Annotated in this window: 13 protein-coding genes; 6 read left to right on the top strand and 7 right to left on the bottom strand. The window is 47.3% G+C overall.

All coding sequences use genetic code 11. From position 1 onward, the window contains the following. Positions 1–1,011: 1,011 nt before the first annotated feature. Complete coding sequence (locus RDP42_RS04015; RefSeq protein ID WP_308762630.1) at positions 1,012–3,360, top strand: FtsX-like permease family protein; 2,349 nt, start codon at positions 1,012–1,014, stop codon at positions 3,358–3,360. A 35-nt stretch (positions 3,361–3,395) separates the two neighbouring features. After that, the gene (locus RDP42_RS04010) at positions 3,396–5,780 is read left to right on the top strand and encodes an FtsX-like permease family protein (protein WP_308762629.1); all 2,385 of its coding nucleotides are present in this window, start codon (positions 3,396–3,398) and stop codon (positions 5,778–5,780) included. 306 nt (positions 5,781–6,086) lie between these two features. Here the strand turns inward: RDP42_RS04010 and RDP42_RS04005 are convergent, their stop codons facing one another. Both RDP42_RS04005 and RDP42_RS04000 read right to left on the bottom strand, forming a co-directional pair. Beyond that, positions 6,087–6,500 carry a hypothetical protein gene (locus tag RDP42_RS04005; RefSeq protein ID WP_308762628.1) on the bottom strand — a complete coding sequence of 138 codons (414 nt, stop codon included), beginning with the start codon at positions 6,498–6,500 and terminating at the stop codon, positions 6,087–6,089. Between the two features lie 178 nt (positions 6,501–6,678). Next, on the bottom strand, positions 6,679–7,080 hold the full coding sequence (locus RDP42_RS04000; RefSeq protein ID WP_177865535.1) for a DUF6249 domain-containing protein: 402 nt from the start codon (positions 7,078–7,080) through the stop codon (positions 6,679–6,681). A 131-nt stretch (positions 7,081–7,211) separates the two neighbouring features. Between RDP42_RS04000 and RDP42_RS03995 the strand changes: the two genes are divergently transcribed. Together RDP42_RS03995 and RDP42_RS03990 are read left to right on the top strand one after the other, a co-directional pair. Continuing rightward, the gene (locus tag RDP42_RS03995) at positions 7,212–7,757 is read left to right on the top strand and encodes a sigma-70 family RNA polymerase sigma factor (protein ID WP_308762627.1); all 546 of its coding nucleotides are present in this window, start codon (positions 7,212–7,214) and stop codon (positions 7,755–7,757) included. A 3-nt stretch (positions 7,758–7,760) separates the two neighbouring features. Then, positions 7,761–8,120 carry a hypothetical protein gene (locus RDP42_RS03990; protein WP_308762626.1) on the top strand — a complete coding sequence of 120 codons (360 nt, stop codon included), beginning with the start codon at positions 7,761–7,763 and terminating at the stop codon, positions 8,118–8,120. A 71-nt stretch (positions 8,121–8,191) separates the two neighbouring features. On the opposite strand, the gene RDP42_RS03985 is transcribed toward RDP42_RS03990, so the two are convergent. From RDP42_RS03985 to RDP42_RS03970, 4 genes are read right to left on the bottom strand one after another with little or no spacing between them, the layout of a single operon-like run. Next, entirely contained in the window at positions 8,192–9,898 is a 1,707-nt protein-coding gene (locus RDP42_RS03985) for an Acyl-CoA dehydrogenase C-terminal domain-containing protein (RefSeq protein ID WP_308762625.1), read from the bottom strand. Next, positions 9,898–10,917 (bottom strand): electron transfer flavoprotein subunit alpha/FixB family protein, encoded by a 1,020-nt coding sequence (locus RDP42_RS03980; RefSeq protein ID WP_118431935.1) that lies wholly within the window; start codon positions 10,915–10,917, stop codon positions 9,898–9,900. The genes RDP42_RS03985 and RDP42_RS03980 overlap by 1 nt, the downstream gene beginning before the upstream one ends. A 5-nt stretch (positions 10,918–10,922) precedes the next feature. Beyond that, positions 10,923–11,810, bottom strand: coding sequence for an electron transfer flavoprotein subunit beta/FixA family protein (locus tag RDP42_RS03975; RefSeq protein ID WP_308762624.1), 888 nt, complete (start codon positions 11,808–11,810; stop codon positions 10,923–10,925). A gap of 18 nt (positions 11,811–11,828) precedes the next feature. Then, positions 11,829–12,407, bottom strand: a complete 579-nt coding sequence (locus tag RDP42_RS03970; protein ID WP_308762623.1) for a TlpA disulfide reductase family protein — start codon at positions 12,405–12,407, stop codon at positions 11,829–11,831. A gap of 90 nt (positions 12,408–12,497) precedes the next feature. Between RDP42_RS03970 and RDP42_RS03965 the strand changes: the two genes are divergently transcribed. Together RDP42_RS03965 and RDP42_RS03960 are read left to right on the top strand one after the other, a co-directional pair. After that, on the top strand, positions 12,498–13,712 hold the full coding sequence (locus tag RDP42_RS03965; protein ID WP_308762622.1) for a mechanosensitive ion channel domain-containing protein: 1,215 nt from the start codon (positions 12,498–12,500) through the stop codon (positions 13,710–13,712). A gap of 7 nt (positions 13,713–13,719) precedes the next feature. Next, complete coding sequence (locus tag RDP42_RS03960; RefSeq protein ID WP_308762621.1) at positions 13,720–14,088, top strand: thioesterase family protein; 369 nt, start codon at positions 13,720–13,722, stop codon at positions 14,086–14,088. Positions 14,089–14,115: 27 nt separating this feature from the next. On the opposite strand, the gene RDP42_RS03955 is transcribed toward RDP42_RS03960, so the two are convergent. Further along, positions 14,116–15,678: an ATP-binding protein gene (locus RDP42_RS03955; RefSeq protein WP_308762620.1), complete on the bottom strand. Its 1,563-nt coding sequence runs from the start codon at positions 15,676–15,678 to the stop codon at positions 14,116–14,118. Positions 15,679–15,795 lie beyond the last annotated feature (117 nt).

Raw genomic sequence — 15,795 nt, 5'->3', positions numbered from 1 at the left:
ACGGAAAAGGCACTACATTATGTATTTCGCGCGGGCGTGTATACGCGCACATGGGCGCATGTGTAAAAGGGAAAGGCAAAGATGCACGCCGAACCGGTATAAAAAACAGCGGAAACACGGAAAAATCCTGCACGAAACTTTCCTGCACGAAGGCTATAAACCGGAAAAACGCCCGAAAACGCAGGAAACGGAGTCACCAGTCCGCCATAAAATCCGTGATTTTCGCAGGCGGCATGACAAATAACGACCTGAAAAACTCGCACCGCCAGCACATTTTTTCTAGAGACTCCCGGCATTTTCTATGTTTTCCTCTCGGAAAACGTAGGTTTCCGCCCTGGAAAACGTACGTTTCCCGAAAGGAAAACATACGTTTCTCATGCCGGAAACATAGAAATCATAACTATAACAAAGGATTATCTCACCGGCATTTCTTCAATACGGAACGCTTGAAGGAGGAAAAACGAAGAGTTTGAAAAACAAATGGGGTGCTTACAAGGAAAAATAAGTAGGTGCTTACAGGAAAAACTGAAGAAACAGCTTGAAGGAAAACTTACAGAAAAACGAACAAATAAAACAACGACTCAGCAATCAGGAAAAAGGAAACCTCACATAAGGACATAAAAAAAGGAGTTCCGCTGAACTCCAACCTTTGTTAACCTTAAATCTAATACTATGAAAAACACAGTGCAAAAGTAAACATTCCGGTTGAAACCACAAAAGAAACCACTGGAAAATCATGTTTTACAACACATATTAACCATCTGACATGGCCCGATAAAATCCATTAACAGAACAAGGATTAAAACTGAAAAAGTGCAACACTCCACGATGCGGGATATTATACTCTTGAAATAAGACTTACGGTTGTCTAAAAATCATACACTCATTGTCAAAAAATTAGACACTCCTTCTTCATCGCAAAATCATCATAATTCTATCAATCAGCTACTTGCGATAATGGCACGGAAATTGTATCAAGAATGACAACAAACAAAAATATAACCATAGCGCATGAAAACTTACCTTACATTCTTACAACGCAACAAACTCTTCACTTTTGTCAACGTCATCGGATTGAGCATCTCCCTGATGTTCTTCCTGCTGATCAGCCACATGGTAACCCGACAACTCACTGTAGACAAAGACATGAAAGACGCAGACCACACTTACGTACTGGCCAGCGAAATATGGGCAGGAGGTCATATCCTGCTGGGCGACAAACTACAAAGCCGTTATCCGGAAATAGAAGACTGGTGCGCCGTGAGCGGTTCCTACGAACAGTTTGTCAAAACCAATGACAAGCCCGTGAATATACAAATAATGTTTGTCCGCGAAAATTTCTTCCGGTTCTTTAATTTCCATCTGCTGGAAGGGAATCCCGAGACCTTACTGAGCAATGAAAATAACATCGTGCTGACACGTTCCTGCGCCATCAAGCTGTTCGGTACAGAGCATGCGCTGGGTAAAACCCTCACAGAACAGGCATTCGACAACCAGAAATGTACAGTAAGCGGTATCATCGAAGACATTGATAACTCCATCTTTCCTTCCAACATTGAAGCATTCAGCCCGCATAAAAACATACGATACGTCCAATGGAGTGCCAGTGAAGAAAATACTGAGTTAGGTAACGCCGCCAGCTGCATCTTCTTCCTGCGTTTCCATCCGGGTGTCAATCCCAACAACAAGGCCGGTGACATTGCCCGCTTCTTCAAGGAATTCTTCTGGGTTTACCAATTTGACATTCTCAAAGAAGTACGCTTTATTCCTGTGCACGATTTTTATTTCTCCGATATTTCTGCTGCCGGAGCAACCCTTAACCAGTACAGCCGGAAACTGGTACTCATTTTCCTGACCATCAGCATCTTGATTCTGTGCATGGCCACCTTCAACTACATCAGTATGAGTGTGGCTCAGACCAGCTACCGGGCAAAGGAAATGGCTACCCGCCGCCTGTTAGGTTCTTCCAGGAAGAATATTTTCTGGCGCATGATTGCCGAGTCGTTCCTGATGACCACCTTCGCTTTCCTAGTGGGGTTCTTGCTCGCCAAAGCCGCAGAACCGACCGCCATGGACTTGCTTCACACACGGCTCGATATTGTAGGAGGGTTAAATCCCGTCACCGTATCCTGCTATCTGCTGCTGATTGTCGTACTTTCCCTGCTTTCCGGTTTCGTACCCGCCACGATGCTGTCGCACTACCATCCGCTGGACATCGTGAAAGGTACCTTCCGCCGGAAGACCAAGACGTTATATCTCCGCTTGCTGAACATCGTGCAAAACGGACTGACCATCGCCATGTTGGGATGTGCCCTCTATCTGACTGTACAGATTTACCGCATCCTGCACGCCCCATTAGGATATGAATACGGACACGTCATTTACTACCCTCCTATGGCCAGCGACCAGAAGCTGCAACTCTTCCGCCACGAAGCCCAGAAACTTCCTTTTGTGAAGCACGTCAGTTTTTCAAAGGGTACCCCCTTGGACGGAGGCAACAACGACACGATGAACTTTAACTCTGCCGACAGTACAGAAGTACTGAGCTTCCAGAGTTTTATCGTTGACTCTGCCTTTATCGACATGTTTCACATCCAAATCACGGACGACCGTCATGCCGGATTTGATACGCACAATTATCTGGTGAGCCAATCGGCCATGAAAAGGCTAAAACAACTGGGATTTACCGACCATGTCCACAGCAGTGACGGGAACTATTCCTGGAACATCACCGGCGAATTCAAGGATTTTCAAGTCCGCTCTCTGCTGGAAAAAGACCCTCATCCGCTGCGCATGCAGATTGCTCCTGCCGACAGCATCAGCCCTTGGAACATTCTGGTAGAAGTACTTGACGACCAACCTGATGTATATAAAAAGCAACTCGACCAGCTCTATTCCAAAATCATAGACGGATACCCGTTTGAATCGGAATGGTATGACACCCTGATGCAGGACATCTATGAGAATATTACCCGCATGAGCCAGTTGATCCGCATCTTCACCTGTGCAGCACTGGTCATCTCCCTGCTGGGACTGACTGCCATGAGCATCTATTTCATCGCCCAGCGGAAACGCGACATTGCCATCCGCAAAGTATTCGGTTCCGACAGCCGCCACGAGATGCTGCAACTGATGAAATTCTCTTTCATCTCGCTCGTTATCAGTCTGCTAATTGCGCTCCCGCTGATGTATATGGGAATCTGCCAGATAGACAAGATTGTAACCTACGAGAGCAGTTTTCCCTGGTGGGTACCGATTGCCGCCTTCCTGATTGTGAGCCTCATCTCCCTGGCCTCCGTCTGGCTCATCAGCCGAAAGGCAGTACGGGAAAATCCGGTATGCAACCTGAAGACTGAATAATATCTATCAAACCCAAAACATAAAATAACAACGATATGAGAACCATTTTACGAAACCTATTTTACACCCTGAAGCGCTTCCGGACCGCCTCCGTGCTGAACCTCCTGGGACTTTCGGCCGCCTTTGCCGCCTTTGTCCTACTCATGATGAAGGTGAGCTACGAGCGCAATTTCGATACCTGCTATCCCCATGCCGACCGCTTGGTCATGCTGAACCTGTCAGAAGCCAAAGGAAGCAATCATGTCAGTATCCTTCCCCGAGGTCCTATCGACTACCTCATCCAGCAAGTGCCCGGCATCGAATACGGTACCATCTATTCCCCTGCCTGGTCCAAGCAGGCTTTCTACACCGACCCCAAGAATCCGCAATATTTCTACGAGGAACCATGGGCCGTATATCCGGACTTCGGCAAAATCATCGGACTGAAGTTCGTGGAAGGCAGCGACCAGGAGATGAACCAGCCGGAAAGTGTCATTATCTCCGAGAGCTATGCCCGCAAGCTGTTCCCCAAAGGAAATGCCTTGGGCTCCTATCTGTATGCAGACACCCCAGACTGGCGAAGTCCGGAAGCCACGAAGTTCCGGATATGCGGTATTTTTGAAGACCTCCCCGAGAACTGCCAGTTCAAGAACGACCTTTTCGTACCGATGGGAAAGCTGCAGGAGAACGACTGGGGCAGCCAGAACTTCTATGCGTTCTTTCTGCTGAAGCCGGGCGTCAGCGTAGAAGAAGTCAACCAACAGATTACGGCTACAGGGGTCGACGAACGACTGTTCACAGGAGATCCAGGTACACAGAAACTCTATGTCTTCCCGATACAGAAACTGTATTATGACATGTATTCCCCCTACTATTTCAAGACGGGCAGCCGCAGCACCATGACCTTACTGGTAAGCATCGGCTTCCTGATTATCCTCATTGCATGCATCAACCTCATCAATTTCAGTACGGCACTGGCTCCGATGCGCATGCGCAGCATCAACACCCAGAAAGTGCTGGGAAGTACCAACGGAGAACTGCGCCGTGCCTTGACCCTCGAATCGGTCGTCATCGTACTGGTCAGCTGGTTGCTGTCATTGTGCATCGTGGCCGCCCTGATTCACTTGAACGTGCTATCCTTCATGGGCTTTACGCCCTCCCTGCTTGTCTACTGGAAATACGTGGTCTACACGGGCCTGATAGCCCTGCTCACCGGCATCGTGGCAGGACTGTATCCGGCGTGGTACATGACCTCCTTCCCGCCTGCCCTCGTGCTGAAAGGCAACTACGCCCTGAGTGGAAAAGGACAACGGTTGCGTACAATACTCATCGGCTTCCAGTACATCGTTTCGTTCGCCCTGATTACTACTGCCGCTTTCATCTTCCTGCAAAACCGCTTCATGCGCAACCATGACCTAGGCATCGACAAAGACCAGATACTGGTAGCTTCCCTCCCCCAACAGCCTTTCCACAGCAGTCCGTACCGTAAGTTCGACAGCCAGCTGAAGAGTTTTGCGGAAATCGACGACATCGCCTACGCCAAATGGGAACTGGGGGCCAGCGAAGGATACACGCAATATTCTTTCACCTACAAAGGGAATCAATATGGGCATCAGTATATTGACGTCACTCCCAATTTCTGCCGCGTCATGGGCATGCACATCCTGTCGGGAAGTGACTTCCTGCCCAGCGATTCCATTTACACCTCCCAGCTGAACTTCATCGCCACACAAGACTTGCAGCAAGAAAGCGGGATTCCGGCAGGAGAGACACTCGACTTTTTCCCGTGGGGAATGAAAGCCCTTCTCAAAGGGTATGTGAACAACGTGCAGTTTACTTCATTAAAGATGAATCCCGTGCCTTACGTATTCTGTCCCAACGGTACCTACAGCAACCAAGTCTTGCCGTTTGCCTATATCCGCGTAAAAGCCGGGAGCGACATGGATACCGCCCTGAAACACATCCGCAAGACCATCAGCGACTGCTTCACCGGTTATCCCACCGAAGTGAAGTTCTATGACCAGGTCTACGGACAACTGTATCAGAAAGAAACCGACCAGCAAAAAATCATAACCTGGTTCAGTCTGCTGGCCATTCTCATTTCCTTGGTAGGCGTATTCGGCTTGATTATATTCGAGGCTGAACACCGGCAGAAGGAAATTGGCGTGCGCAAGGTCTACGGAGCCTCCATCCAGCAAATCCTCTGGATGTTCGGACGTTCCTATCTGATTCTCTCAGTGGTATGTTCCCTCATCGCCAGTCCTATCGCCTGGTATGCCGTCTCAGAATGGCTGAAGCAGTTCAATGAACGGATTCCCATCTCGCCTTGGGTCTTCCTCTGTACCTGCCTGCTTATCAGCGCCATCACCTTGGTCACCATTACGATACAGAATTATCGGACAGCCACCAGCAATCCGGTAGACTGCTTGAAATCAGAATAAAATCAATCAGAAAAACAATAGTGAATTACTTTGAAAAGGCTGTTTCCATCACCCATGGAAATGGCCTTTTTTCAGGCCCAGACGTACGGACATAAAAAAAGGAGTTCCGCTGAACTCCAACCTTTTGTTAACCTTAAATCTAATACTATGAAAAACACAGTGCAAAAGTATTTATTTTATTTGGAATAGCAAAGCCTGAAGCTAAAAAAGAATGTTTTACAACATACATTAACAACCTCCTCCTCTTTGATTAAATCTCTTAACAAGTAAAGAAGCAAAGCTAAAAAGTGCAGAGACATCCTCCCTCTAATAAGACGGAAGCTTGTACATTCGGTAGCATCGGCCTTTTTTCAACTCAAACTCCAGATTCTCCCGGTCTTTCCGCGACAGTCTTTCGTGGATATTCACCGCAAACTCATAGGTTTCTCCTTTCTGCATATGCGGCAGACGAACCCTACAAACCCTTTTCTTCTTATAGAATAAACAAAAAGAGACTTTCCGCACCGTTTCTTCTCCGTTGTTACAGATTTTCATCTTCACGCGCTTTCCGTCGGGCAAGGAACAAAATACGGGCGGACAGATTATCATCTCCTTTAACTCATTCTCACCGTCATGGTACATCACCATCCGAAGCGAATCCGTTCCTTCCACTTGTGCATGTACCTGACCCGCAAACAGCATGAAAGCACATACCACTCCTGCTATGTAATTCCATTTCATAACCCAAAACCTCCATTTTAACCTCTCTGTAAAGTTACGACGAATACCTTTATATGTTACATCTGTTTGGATAAATAAAGAATAAATGCACATCTTTAAGGTAAATCACGCCATAAAAAAAGCGATTTGATACCTCAATCCTGCATCAAACCGCTTTGTCTGAAAGTAAAATGAATTTTTATTTTTCCTTGTCCAGCTGCTTTTTTTCAATCAAATAAGAGATGACCAGACCTAAACCGCCTCCCAACAGAACGCACGCTCCGTAAATTATAGAAACGGCCTCTTTTACGGTATAAGGGTAATTATCAGACAAGTAATCCGGTTGGGTGGTACATGTCAACACGTATCCTACCAAAAGTCCTGCCCCCAATCCAAGCAGCAAGCATCCTATACGCAGTCCTCCAAACGAATACAAGCTGGGACGATACATAATACCATTCTTAAAGGTTTCTGGCGTCAGTTTGTCGCCCATCTTTTCAATCAGCATCATCCGCTCTCTTCGACAGACAAACAGTTCAAACAATTTATAAATCACTCCAAAAACAATTGCCACATTGGCCACAATCATCAATTCTTCCATTTTATTCGGTTTTTAATTTGTTACTTTGCCCTTTAGACGCAACCCACACAGAAAGGTTACACTTTTACCGAGAAAAATATTTTTCTAATTTCAGTGTAACCTTTTACTTTGCTCTGCGTCTAAAGGGCATCATGAATCACGAGGAACTACATATCATCGCATCTATCCTGAGCGGACGAACCGAACAGTTCGCCTATTTTCTCGACACCTACGGACCACAGGTTTTCCACCTGATAGTCCGCATGGTAGGCTCACCGGAAGATGCCGAAGAACTGACACAAGACTGTTTTATGAAAGCCTTCACCCACCTTTCCTCGTTTCATGGAGACAGCAGTTTCTCTACCTGGATTTACCGCATTGCCTACAATGAAGCGACCTCCGCACTCCGGAAAAAAGATAAAGAACAGCTTTCATTCGACGACCGAATGTGGAACAGTCTTTCAGATAAAGAAGTTGATGAGGAGCTGGACACCGAAAACGAAGTGCAGATTCAGAAACTACAGCAGGCACTCACCCAGCTCAAACCCGATGAGCAGGCACTGGTCACTCTGTTCTATGAAGAAGAAAAAACCATAGAAGAAATAGCCTACATATTTCACCTGACAGAAAGCAATGTAAAAGTAAGATTGCACCGCATTCGAAAAAAGCTATGTACTTTAATGAAAGAGGAGATTTAAATCATGAGAACGACAGATAAAGGACTTCAGGAAGCCATAAAGAGGCAGCCTCGTTACAAACTGCCCAGCAATTTCAGTTACCGCATGATGCAAAAGATACAAGAGGAAAATATCTTACGCGAAAAACGGCAGGAGAAAAGAATGTTCATCCTCTTCCTTATCTTCGCCATACTCAGCGGAGGAAGTTGCATCGGACTTTTTATATGGAAATACGGAGCAGCTTTCATCAGTTATTGGCAAACCTGCAAGGAAATACTTCCAGACTCTCATACACTCCTATTCTATTTGCCCACATTCTGTGCGCTCTGTCTATTGTTCTTCTTCAACCGATGGCTACACAAGAAAATGCATAAAACGCTTTAAAGACTGTACCATATAAAAAAGGCGAACTTCTTTCGAAAGAAATTCGCCTTTTTATATCTCAATCAGAAATCTTATTGCCGGTAGCTGGTCAGTTCTTCAGCCTGGAACTTGCGGATAAAGTTGAAATGTTTTTCCACTTCAGCCTCTGCATAGTTCACATACACATTCAATGACTTACCGAACATTTCAGGAGCCTTGGTGGCATCCTGCAACAGCAAGTGACTCATCACGCAGACAGCTGCCATTTCATACAAACGACGGGCCACGAAATCCAGCAGTTCCTGGTTCTGTGCTTCCTTCACTGCATTGGTGCAAGCTTCCAGCTTACGGGTCATGTCCTTGATACGGTTCATGTAACCTTCATATTCCGGCGCACAAGGTACCGTTTCAAATTCATGCAAAGTAGCCGCATACGAACCGTTGGTCACATAACGGATGGCAGCAACCGTCTGCAACTGAGTGGTACCTTCGTAGATGCTGGTGATACGGGCATCACGGTAGATACGCTGGCACGCATATTCCATCATGAAGCCGGAACCGCCATGTACCTGAATACAGTCGTAAGCATTCTGGTTGGCATATTCAGAGTTCATACCTTTTGCCAGCGGTGTAAAGCTGTCGGCCAGTTTCGCATAACGTTTCTGTTCCTGGCGTTCTTCCGGAGTCAGCTTTCGTTCGCGAGCAATGTCGTCCAAGGCCTTGTAAATATCCACATAACGGGAAGTCTGGTACAACAACGCACGACCGGCATCCAGTTTTGCCTTGATAGTAGCCAGCATGTCGTACACTGCCGGGAATTCGATAATCGCCTTACCGAACTGCTTACGGTCTTTTGCGTATGCCAACGCCTCATCGTAGGCAGCCTGGCTCAAACCTACTGACTGAGCTGCGATACCCAGACGGGCACCGTTCATCAATGCCATGACGTATTTAATCAAACCGAGCTTGCGGTCGCCGCAAAGTTCAGCCTTCGCATTCTTGTACACCAGTTCACAAGTCGGAGAACCATGGATACCCAGCTTGTTTTCAATACGACGTACGTCTACTCCGCCATCGTTCTTGTCGTAGATGAACATAGACAAACCACGACCGTCGTGAGTTCCTTCTTCCGAACGAGCCAGTACCAAGTGAATATTGGCATCACCGTTCGTGATGAAACGTTTCACTCCGTTCAGACGCCAGCAGTTGTTAGCCTCATCGTAGGTAGCCTTCAACATCACGCTCTGCAAGTCGGAACCTGCATCCGGTTCAGTCAAGTCCATAGACATGGTTTCGCCCGCACAGATACGCGGAATGAAACGGCTGTGCTGGTCTTCGTTACCAAACTCATACAAAGTTTCGATACAGTCCTGCAAAGACCAGATGTTACCGAAACCGGCATCGGCCTGTGCCACGATTTCCGCGCACATGGTGTACGGTGTAATCGGGAAGTTCAAACCACCGAAACGGCGCGGCATGGTCATTCCGTTCAATCCAGCTTCTACCATAGCCTCCAGGTTAGCCTTTGTACCCGAAGCATATTCCACACGGCCATTGGCATGATGCGGACCTTCCTGGTCTACTCCTTCGGCATTGGGTGCAATCACCTCACCCGTGATTTCACCGGTAATTTCCAACACTTTATCGTAAGAGTCGATGGCATCCGCATAATCCTGCGGCGCATAATCGTACTCGTCTTTATCTCTGTAATCGCGTTCTTTCAACTGACAGATACGCTCCATCATCGGATTGTTCAAGTGAAACTTGAGTTCCGGATGTTCTGTATAAAAGTTTGCCATTATTTACTGTTCTTTTTGTAATACTTAATCATTTTCGGGATTACTTCTTCTACCGTACCGTTGATAACATAGTCGGCGATGGTGTTGATTGGCGCATTCGGGTCGCTGTTCACAGAGATGATGATACCTGCATCCTGCATACCGGCGATGTGCTGAATCTGTCCGGAAATACCGCACGCGATATACAATTTCGGATGTACCGTTACCCCTGTCTGACCAATCTGACGGTCGTGTTCACAGAAACCGGCATCTACCGCCGCACGGCTGGCTCCTACTTCTGCATGAAGTTCCTTGGCCAGTTCGAACAGCATATCAAAACCTTCCTTGCTGCCCATACCGTAACCACCGGCTACCACGATAGGCGCTCCTTTCAGATTATGTTTCGCTTTTTCCACGTGACGGTCGATAACCTTCACCACATAATCTGTTTCGGGCACGTACTTCGCTACGTCGTGACGAATCACTTCACCCTGATAGTTGGCATCTACGATTTCTTTCTTCATCACACCCTCACGTACGGTAGCCATCTGCGGACGATGTTCCGGATTGACGATGGTAGCCACAATGTTACCTCCGAAAGCCGGACGAATCTGATACAACAGGTTTTCGTAAGTGATACCGTTCTTCTTGTCTTCGTGGTTACCGATTTCCAACTGCGTACAGTCGGCAGTCAGACCGCTTGTCAAGGCTGAAGACACACGCGGACCCAGGTCACGACCGATGACTGTCGCACCCATCAGGCAAATCTGCGGTTTTTCTTCCTTGAACAAGTTGACAAGAATAGAAGTATGAGGAAGTGAAGTATAAGGGAACAAGCCCGGAGCGTCGAACACATGCACGCGGTCTACTCCGTATGGCAAAACTTGTTTTTCTACATCTGCAAGGCCACTGCCGGCACAAATCGTTTCCAACTGGCATCCCAGCTGGTTAGCCAACTTACGACCTTTGGTTAAAAGTTCGAGACTGACATCGGCCACATGGGCACCTTCCATCTCACAATATACAAATACGTTATTCATAGTCTTTATCCGATAGTATGGTTAGCCAACAGTTCAACAATCAAATTCTCTACGTCTGCATCGCTGCCGGTAAGTGTCTTGCTTTCCTTCGCCTGGAAGATGATGTTTTCAATCTTCTTCACCTTGGTCGGAGAACCCGACAGACCGCATTGCTTCGTATCACCGTTTACATCGGCTACGCTCCATTCCGTGATGTTCAGATAAGGACGGCTTTCATACAAAGAAGCATAAGGCAGTTCAGCCCCGTCTTTAGTAAGAGCAGCTTTTTCCTGACCGCCCAGTGCACGTTTGTATTTCTGCACCAGCTTCGCATTGCGCGGACGGCAAGGAGCAGCACTGCCGTTCACTGTCAATACAATCGGCAGCGGAGCTTCTACGGTTTCCACACCACCTTCGATATGACGTTTCACGCGGATACGTCCGTCTTTTACCTCTTCAATTTCTTCTACATAAGTTACCTGTGGCAATCCTAATTTTTCGGCCACCTGCGGACCTACCTGTGCCGTATCTCCATCGATAGCCTGACGTCCGCCCACGATGATGTCGTATGCACCAATCTTGCGGATGGCAGTTGCCAACGCATACGAAGTAGCCAGCGTATCGGCACCGGCAAAGGCACGGTCTGTCAGCAGATAACCGTTGTCGGCTCCTCGGTATAATCCTTCACGAATGATTTCAGCGGCACGGCCTGGTCCCATTGTCAGAATTGTCACAGTAGAACCGGGATGTGTGTCTTTCAGTCTGAGTGCCTGTTCCAGGGCATTCAAGTCTTCCGGATTAAAAATCGCCGGAAGTGCCGCACGGTTAATCGTACCGTCGGCATTCATGGCATCTTTTCCCACACAGCGTGTATCGGGAACTTGTTTTGCCAATACTACAATTTTCAAACTCATTAGATTCTTATTTTGGTATTAGTAAATTCTTGTTGGCAAATTTAGTGAAACCATTTGTTCCGCAAAAAGATATGAAGAAAAAATACGTGCATTCTCCACATCTTCCTTCAACTCAGAATAGGTAGCGATGGGATTATCGGAATAGACAGAAACTACCCTTCCGTCTGGCCCGCACACATAGACTTTAGGCACCCCACTCGTAGAAAAAAGCGCATAAACCTTCCGGTCTTCCTGCGCCGAATAAGGGATAGTCAGCGCATGAGTCTGCCAATAGGAAGCCACCTCTGCTTCCCCTTCTTCCCGACTGATGGCACAAATACAGACCTCGGGCGAGGAAGCATATTCCTCATACAATTGCTGGATAACCGGCAGTTCTTTCTGACAATCCGGACAGCCCGTATGAAAAAAGATCAGCACAGCCACTTTTCCCTCCAGCGACTCCCGGCTCACCACCGAACCGTCGTTCAATACGACCGAAAAATCGGGCAACCAATCTCCCTTCTTCACAATATCCTCGCCAGCCGTCACATCTTCACGGATGCAAGTACAGCACAAGCATCCAAGAAGAATTCCTAAAAAAATCAGATTCCACTTCATACGGTAAAGATAAACAAGAAACACAAGTTTTGCAAACTCTCAGAACTTGTTTATCTTTGAGTCCGGAAAAGATAAAAAGACACTGCAAATATGAATACACTGAATCAAGAAATCGCACAACTTCTCCAGCAGACCGGCATTGAAAAGAACGATCTCAGCTGGACTACCCAAGTGGTGCTTATTTTAGCCATTTTACTGATATCCTATCTCACCACTCTGGTGTTCCGCCACCTGATTATGCCGGCTGTACGGAAAATCACGGCTCGCACCAAGGCTACGTGGGACGACTATCTGTTTAACGACAAGATGATGACTTCTTTCTGCCGGATGATTCCCCCTATTATCTGGTACATCCTGCTCCCCTTCGCCTTCAATGATCAATCAGCCTACCTGCTTCAAATTTTACTGAAGATCAGTCTGATTTGCCTCATCATCACCGCCCTCATGCTAATTAAATGTTTCCTGGACTCACTGTATGAAATTTCCAGCGAACACGAAGCCTTGAAAAACCGTCCGCTCAAAGGTATCTACCAGATGATTAACCTGGTGGCCATCGGCATTGGCGTCATCCTGATTATCAGCGTGCTGATTGACCAGAACGCTACGGCCATCCTGACCGGACTCGGTGCCTCAGCCGCCGTGCTGATGTTGATCTTCAAAGACAGTATCCTGGGACTGGTAGCCGGGGTACAGCTTTCGGCCAACGACATGCTGCGTCCGGGCGACTGGATTACCATGACCAAATACGGGGCCGACGGCTATGTGCTGGAAGTCTCACTGACTACGGTCAAGGTACAGAACTTCGACAAGACCATCACCACCATCCCTCCCTACGCCTTGGTGAGTGACTCCTTCCAGAACTGGCGGGGCATGCGTGAAAGCGGCGGACGACGCATCAAGCGGTCGCTATACATCGATATAACCACCGTACATTTCTGTACCCCGGAAGAAGTGGCCCGTTTCACGGAAAAAGGTTGGATGACTGCCCCCACAGAAGGTAGTGAACCACCGGTCAACCTGCACGTATTCCGGGAATATGCCCTCAAGTACATCAGTAGCCATCCCGACGTGAACCACGACCTGATGCAGATGGTCCGCCAGTTGCAACCTACCACCGAAGGCATCCCCGTCGAGGTCTATTGCTTTTCGAATACGCCCGACTGGATCCCCTACGAAACCCTGCAAGGCGAACTCTTCGACCATCTGATTGCCATGGTACCGGAATTCGGGTTGCACATCTTCCAACGCCCTGCCGGAACCGATTTTCAACCCAATGAGAAAAATGAATTTATAACTTCAAAATAAAAGAACAATGGAAACAGGACTTACATACAGCAGTACCGTACAGGTAAATTCCACCAACACCGCCTTGGCGCTCGGCTCGGGCGACATGGAAGTATTTGCCACTCCCGCCCTGGTGGCTTTGATGGAAAATGCAGCCATGCATGCCGTCCAACCGGCTCTTCCGGAAGGCTCCACCACCGTAGGTGCCATGATACAGACCTCGCACCTCAAACCTTCCGGTCTGGGAGAAGAAGTCACCGCCACCGCAGAACTCACCGAAATTGAAGGCCGGAAACTGACCTTCAAGGTAAGTGCCTCCGACCGCAAGGGACTGGTGGGAGAAGGCGTTCACATCCGATATATTGTGGACCGGGAACGCTTCTTGAGCAAACTGTAACCCAAAGAGATAAAGTGGATCAGTCTGTCATCTGACGATCCACTCCTCTATTGTTCCCGTTTCTGAGGAGAATACCGCTCCTATCTGATACAGTTTACGGGTATCCGCCCCATATTCTTTCGCATAACCCTTCTCTTCTATCTGCCGCATGGCCTCTTCGGCTGTACCATCGAGCTTGAACTCAAAGATATACACATAATTGGGAGTTTCCACGATGCAGTCTACCCGACCTTGGCTCTGCACCTTCTCCGTATAAACCGTATAAACACTGATCAGACGCATAATCAGATAGAAGGTATAATGGAAATACCGTTCCTTTTCACGCTCGTTCTCCTTACGGCGCATGGTATAAGGAATGCTGGCCAAGAAAGAAGTCAGGCCTGCACGGAAATCATCGAGTTCCCCTTTTTTCAATTGTGAGGCCGCTTTCCTTATCCATGAGGCAGTCTCCATTTTATCACCAAAATACGAGGAAGCCACCATCGTAAGGAAGCCGCGCTTCACTTCGTTGTTGGGAAAATCAAGCAGGAACGTCATTTCTTCCCTATCAAACTCCTTGATGGTCAAATAGCCGCTCTGATAAATCATCGGCAAAGGCTGTTCCACATTCGCCTTGTAATCGATAAATTCCTCCGGAGAATAATACTTTCCTGTAATCTCGTTCATATTTTCGTTTGAGTGCGCCAACAAACGGATAAGATAGGTAGGAGTACCGCTCTTGAACCAGTAATCATAAATTCTTCCGGAATCAAACGCATTGAGCAAACTGAAAGGGTTATATACATCCGTCATTCTGTCACTGAAATGATAACCATCATACTGCAATTTCAGCCTATTCATCATTTCATCAAAAGCACATCCGTAATCATCTGCCATCTGCCCGACGGACTCCCTGAAATAATGCTCAAATTCTGCCTGCGATATACCGCACAGTGTTTCATACTTGGCGTGCATGCTGATGTCTTTAGGCTGGTTGAAACCGCTGAACACACTCACCTGCGAAAACTTCGTCACACCGGTAAGGAAGACAAACTGCAAGTATTCATCCGCCCCCTTGAAGGTGGAATAAAACCCTTTCAGGATATTGCGATGTTCCTCCTCCAGGTCCTTGTCATAGTCCAAGACATCGAGAATAGGTTTGTCGTATTCATCCACCAGTACCACAGCACGCAGACCAGACTTCTCATAGGCCGTTTTCAGCAGTTCGATGAACCTCAATCCGGTGGGAAGACTTTTGTCTGCCTCCATCCCTATTTCACGCTCCCAAGAAGATACATACCCGTCAATCCAACGCTGCAAAACGCCTTTTTGGGTAAAGTTCCCTCCATTGAAATCGATATGAAACACCGGATACACCTTCCAATCTTTCTCCAGCGCCTCCATCTTCAGTCCCTTGAACAATTCCTTCCTGCCGAGGAAATAGTTTTTCAACGTGGATACCAGCAGACTCTTTCCGAAACGGCGCGGACGACTCAGAAAATAAATCTTGCCTTCCTTCACCAGACGGTAAACCAAATCGGTTTTGTCCACATATACGTAACCGTCTTCTATCAGCTGGTCGAAGCTCTGTATTCCAATGGGATATTTCATACGATTCAATTGATAATTAAGGATGGGATGATTGCTAATCGCAAATATACGGAAACCAAGTGAAAAGAACAAAAGGAGAAGAATTTATCCTATTTTTTTCAAATTTAAGACTGACTT

Origin of the sequence: uncultured Bacteroides sp., from assembly GCF_902472605.1 — a bacterium.
GTDB lineage: Bacteria > Bacteroidota > Bacteroidia > Bacteroidales > Bacteroidaceae > Phocaeicola.
This window is presented reverse-complemented; position numbering and strand designations above follow the sequence as displayed.

What these genes read in the sequence shown, in the direction of transcription:
- RDP42_RS04015 (WP_308762630.1), top strand. Translation starts at nt 1,012, where the DNA reads ATGAAAACTTACCTTACATTCTTACAACGCAACAAACTCTTCACTTTT.
- RDP42_RS04010 (WP_308762629.1), top strand. Translation starts at nt 3,396, where the DNA reads ATGAGAACCATTTTACGAAACCTATTTTACACCCTGAAGCGCTTCCGG.
- RDP42_RS04005 (WP_308762628.1), bottom strand. Translation starts at nt 6,500, where the DNA reads ATGAAATGGAATTACATAGCAGGAGTGGTATGTGCTTTCATGCTGTTT.
- RDP42_RS04000 (WP_177865535.1), bottom strand. Translation starts at nt 7,080, where the DNA reads ATGGAAGAATTGATGATTGTGGCCAATGTGGCAATTGTTTTTGGAGTG.
- RDP42_RS03995 (WP_308762627.1), top strand. Translation starts at nt 7,212, where the DNA reads ATGAATCACGAGGAACTACATATCATCGCATCTATCCTGAGCGGACGA.
- RDP42_RS03990 (WP_308762626.1), top strand. Translation starts at nt 7,761, where the DNA reads ATGAGAACGACAGATAAAGGACTTCAGGAAGCCATAAAGAGGCAGCCT.
- RDP42_RS03985 (WP_308762625.1), bottom strand. Translation starts at nt 9,898, where the DNA reads ATGGCAAACTTTTATACAGAACATCCGGAACTCAAGTTTCACTTGAAC.
- RDP42_RS03980 (WP_118431935.1), bottom strand. Translation starts at nt 10,917, where the DNA reads ATGAATAACGTATTTGTATATTGTGAGATGGAAGGTGCCCATGTGGCC.
- RDP42_RS03975 (WP_308762624.1), bottom strand. Translation starts at nt 11,810, where the DNA reads ATGAGTTTGAAAATTGTAGTATTGGCAAAACAAGTTCCCGATACACGC.
- RDP42_RS03970 (WP_308762623.1), bottom strand. Translation starts at nt 12,407, where the DNA reads ATGAAGTGGAATCTGATTTTTTTAGGAATTCTTCTTGGATGCTTGTGC.
- RDP42_RS03965 (WP_308762622.1), top strand. Translation starts at nt 12,498, where the DNA reads ATGAATACACTGAATCAAGAAATCGCACAACTTCTCCAGCAGACCGGC.
- RDP42_RS03960 (WP_308762621.1), top strand. Translation starts at nt 13,720, where the DNA reads ATGGAAACAGGACTTACATACAGCAGTACCGTACAGGTAAATTCCACC.
- RDP42_RS03955 (WP_308762620.1), bottom strand. Translation starts at nt 15,678, where the DNA reads ATGAAATATCCCATTGGAATACAGAGCTTCGACCAGCTGATAGAAGAC.